Source organism: Streptomyces sp. NPDC048600 (genome assembly GCF_055587025.1).
Window position 1 is genome coordinate 1 of sequence record NZ_JBVJGZ010000043.1, and the last position, 4,078, is coordinate 4,078.

Below are 4,078 nucleotides of genomic sequence, written 5' to 3' on the forward strand. Positions count from 1 at the left end.
CAGGGCCCGTTCCCGCTCCACCAGCAGCGGCATCGCCTCCGACGCCGTCACCAGCTCCCGCAACGGATGCGCGGACAGCGCCGCGTCCACCTCGGCAGTGAACGCGGCCTCCAGCCTGGCCCGGACGGGCAGCGTGTCGTCGCGCAGCCGCCGCGCCGCCCCGAGGAGTGCCGTGCGCGAGGGGCCCTGCGGCGCGCCCGCGGCGGCGCGCTCGTGCAGATCGCCGCCCTCCTCCAGGACGAGACCGGTGTCGATGCCCGCCGGGATCTTGATCCGCGCGTGGTGCCGCCAGGTGGCGACCGGATCGCTCCAGGCCTCCACGTGGTAGGTCCAGCTGCCGGGCGTGTGCGGGGTGACCTCGGCGCCCCAGCGGTCGGAGCCGGGCGACAGCTCGCGCATCGGCGTGAACGGACCGGGCCGGCCCTGCGGATCGGTGAGCACGGCGTTCGCCGAGACGGCGTCGTGGCCCTCACGGAACACCGTGGCGGAGATCTCGAACGTCTCGCCCGCCACGGCCTTCGCAGGGTGCCGGCCGCCCTCCACCGCCGGGTGGACCTGGCGTACCGGGATGCGGCCGATGGGCGCGCTCATGGTCTGTCCTCCGCCGTGCTCGACGCCGGCCCGACTGGCCGGAGCTGGGTACCGCGCGGGAAGGACACTGCCTCCCCGCGATGAAGCGCCGGAGGGCGCCCTCGCCCTCCGACGCACGGGTGCGGGCCGGGGCTACCGCCCCGCGGCGGTGGGCCGCGCGGCCGTGACCGGCGTCCGCCGCACCCGCCGCACCGGATACGGGCGCCCGCTCTGCTCGCTCAGGAACTCGGCCGGCCCGTGCCGCAGATAGCGGTCCGCGGCGTCCGCGGCCTCTCGCGCGCAGCGCTTCCCCATCAGCACGCACAGCGTGTATCCCGAGTCCTCGAAGGAGGCGCGCACCGTGCGGTCGGCCGGGGCGGCGAGCATCATGCGCTCCCAGGCCCGGTACCGCCGCAGCTGCCGGGCGACTTCGGCTTCCGCGGGTAGCAGCATGGCGGGGTTCACCTTTCCGAGGGGCCGCGAACGGCGCCGTCCCGAGGGGCCGGGGACACCCCGGACCTTCACTCATGGTGCACGGACGGCGACCCAGCGTCTTGTTGGATCTTCAACGACCCCGGGGTGCGCTCGTGTTGCACGAATGGGCTAGCACCGTCACCGTAGTGGTTACTCAGAAGTGATCGGTGCTCACGCATCGTACTCGGGACCGGCTCATGGGAGCCGGACGAGCGAGAGTCTGGCCGGTGAGGAGCAAACGACGATGAAGACCGCAGTGCCCTGCTACTACCACCTCGACGTGGAAGTCAGCCCGGAACGCGTCGGACAGGTCGGACGCATCCTGGCAGCTCATCTCCGTTACTGGGACCTGGAGACGATCGTGGAGCCGGTCCGTGGCGCCGCCGAGCTGCTGCTGACCGCGATCGACGAGCACGCGACCGACAAGCACACCTCCGTCGAGATGTGGTGGAACGGCCAGCACCTGATCACCGCCATCGGGGAGAACGACTGCGACCTGCGCCCCGACCAGGACCTGCGCGACTGCCTGGAGCACCTCGCCGCGCACAGCGACGGCTGGGGCTGCTGCGCCACCGACACCGGCTCCAAGGTCATCTGGTTCTCGCAGCGGGCCCGTGCCGGTGAGCGCGTCCCGCTGGTGCCCACGGCCCCCGCGCCGAGCCTGCGCGAGGTGCTCCAGGTGCCCCGCGAGCTGATGCCGGCCGCGGTCCTGGCCGGCCGGACCCGTGCCGTCGGCGTGCTGGAGGACGCCCGGTGACCTCGAAGCGGAACCGGAAGTCCGGGGTGCCCGTGTGGAGCGGGCACCCCTACCCGTTGGGCGCCACCCACGACGGCGAGGGCACCAACTTCGCCCTCTTCAGCGAGGTCGCCGAGAAGGTCGAACTGGTCCTCGTCGACGACGCCGGGCGCCACAGCGCGGTACCGCTGACCGAGACCGACGGCTTCGTGTGGCACGGCTATCTGCCGGGCGTCGGACCGGGCCGGCGCTACGGCTACCGGGTGCACGGCCCCTGGCACCCGGGCGCGGGCCAGCGCTGCAACCCGGCGAAGCTGCTGCTCGACCCCTACGCCACGGCCGTGGACGGGCAGATCGACAACCACCCCTCGCTCTACGAGCGCGACCCGTCCGGGCCCGACCCCGCGGACAGCGCCGGGCACACCATGCTCGGCGTGGTCACCGATCCCCGTTTCGACTGGGGCGAGGACCACCCGCCCCGGCGGCCCTACGCCGACTCGGTGATCTACGAGGCGCATGTCAAGGGCCTCACCCGCACCCACCCCGAGGTCCCGCCCGAGCTGCGCGGCACCTACGCCGGGCTCGCCCACCCGGCGGTCGTCGAGCACCTCCTCGGGCTCGGGGTGACGGCCGTGGAGCTGATGCCGGTCCACCAGTTCGTGCAGGACGGCGTGCTGCGCGACCGGGGCCTCGCCAACTACTGGGGCTACAACACGATCGGCTACTTCGCCCCGCACAACGCCTACGCCGCCCGCGGCACCCGCGGTGAGCAGGTCGCCGAGTTCAAGACGATGGTCAAGGCGCTGCACGCGGCGGGCCTCGAGGTGATCCTCGACGTCGTCTACAACCACACCGCCGAGGGCAACGAGAGGGGACCCACTCTCTCCTTCCGCGGGATCGACAACGCGTCCTACTACCGCCTGGTGGACGGCGACTGGGGCCACTACTACGACACCACCGGCACCGGCAACAGCCTGCTGATGCGCCACCCGTACGTCCTCCAGCTGATCATGGACTCACTGCGCTACTGGGTCACCGAGATGCACGTCGACGGCTTCCGTTTCGACCTCGCGGCCACCCTCGCCCGGCAGTTCCACGAGGTGGACCGGCTCTCGGCGTTCTTCGACCTGATCCAGCAGGACCCGGTCATCAGCAGGGTCAAGCTGATCGCCGAGCCGTGGGACGTCGGCGAGGGCGGCTACCAGGTGGGCAACTTCCCGCCCCTGTGGTCGGAGTGGAACGGCAAGTACCGGGACACCGTGCGGGACTTCTGGCGGACCGGGCAGAACACCCTCGGTGAGTTCGCCTCCCGGCTGACCGGCTCCTCCGACCTCTACCAGCACAGCAGGCGCAAGCCGCGCGCCAGCGTCAACTTCGTGACCGCGCACGACGGTTTCACACTGCGCGACCTGGTGTCGTACAACGACAAGCACAACGAGGCCAACGGCGAGGGCAACCGGGACGGCGAGAGCGTCAACCGGTCCTGGAACTGCGGGGCCGAGGGCGAGAGCGCGGACCCGTCCGTGCTGGAACTGCGCGGGCGGATGCAGCGCAACTTCCTCGCCACACTGCTCCTCTCCCAGGGCATCCCGATGCTGCTGCACGGCGACGAGCTCGGCCGCACCCAGCGGGGCAACAACAACGCCTACTGCCAGGACGGGGAACTGTCCTGGATCGACTGGCGGCTGACCGGCGAGCAGCGCGAACTGCTCGACTACACCAGGCGGGTGATCGCCCTGCGCTCGGCCCACCCCGTGCTGCGGCGCCGCAGGTTCTTCCGCGGCGAAACCCTCACGCACGCGGGGCAGCCGCTGCCCGACCTGGTGTGGCTGGCGCCGGACGGCCGGGAGATGACCGAACGTGACTGGCGCCGTTCCGACGCCCACTCCGTCGCCGTCTTCCTCAACGGCGACGCCATCGCGGAGCCCGACGCCCAGGGCCGGCCCGTGCTCGACGACTCGTTCCTGCTGCTGCTCAACAGCTACTGGGAACCGGTCGACTTCGCGCTGCCCGGTGCCGCGTACGGCGAGTGCTGGTCGGCGCTGATCGACACCGCCGACCCCCAGGGCGTACCGGACGAGACGGAGCACAAGGCAGCCACCGTGCTGACCGTCGGAGCGCGCAGCCTGGTGCTGCTGGCGAGGCCGTCGCACGGGGGCGGGTGAGCCGTACCGGCCCTGGCCGGTACGGGACGACGGAGGGGGGGGGGGTGGGGGGGCCCGCCCCCCTCGTTCCGGGGTGTGTCCGAGCGGGGAGGGGGGAGTCCCCCTGAACCGAGTGGCGCCCCGGTTGTTAGGG

4 protein-coding genes are annotated in these 4,078 nt (G+C 72.0%); 2 read left to right on the plus strand and 2 right to left on the minus strand.

All coding sequences use genetic code 11. The features are described from left to right. Both ACZ6SQ_RS35525 and ACZ6SQ_RS35530 read right to left on the minus strand, forming a co-directional pair. On the minus strand, nt 1-591 hold a 591-nt coding region (locus tag ACZ6SQ_RS35525), incomplete at its 3' end, for a maltotransferase domain-containing protein (RefSeq protein WP_469569633.1). A gap of 132 nt (nt 592-723) precedes the next feature. Further along, a complete protein-coding gene (locus ACZ6SQ_RS35530; protein WP_386385813.1) occupies nt 724-1,023 on the minus strand; it encodes a DUF5133 domain-containing protein in 300 nt (99 codons plus the stop codon). A 265-nt stretch (nt 1,024-1,288) separates the two neighbouring features. Between ACZ6SQ_RS35530 and ACZ6SQ_RS35535 the strand changes: the two genes are divergently transcribed. Both ACZ6SQ_RS35535 and glgX read left to right on the plus strand, forming a co-directional pair. Then, nucleotides 1,289-1,801 carry a pep a2 gene (locus ACZ6SQ_RS35535; protein ID WP_469569635.1) on the plus strand — a complete coding sequence of 171 codons (513 nt, stop codon included), beginning with the start codon at nt 1,289-1,291 and terminating at the stop codon, nt 1,799-1,801. Further along, nucleotides 1,798-3,945, plus strand: coding sequence for a glycogen debranching protein GlgX (glgX, locus tag ACZ6SQ_RS35540; protein WP_469569637.1), 2,148 nt, complete (start codon nt 1,798-1,800; stop codon nt 3,943-3,945). Before ACZ6SQ_RS35535 ends, glgX begins: the two co-directional genes overlap by 4 nt. The last annotated feature ends 133 nt before the right edge of the window (nt 3,946-4,078 follow it).

Coding starts and splice junctions, on each gene's coding strand:
- ACZ6SQ_RS35535 (WP_469569635.1), top strand. CDS start 1,289: ATGAAGACCGCAGTGCCCTGCTACTACCACCTCGACGTGGAAGTCAGC.
- ACZ6SQ_RS35530 (WP_386385813.1), bottom strand. CDS start 1,023: ATGCTGCTACCCGCGGAAGCCGAAGTCGCCCGGCAGCTGCGGCGGTAC.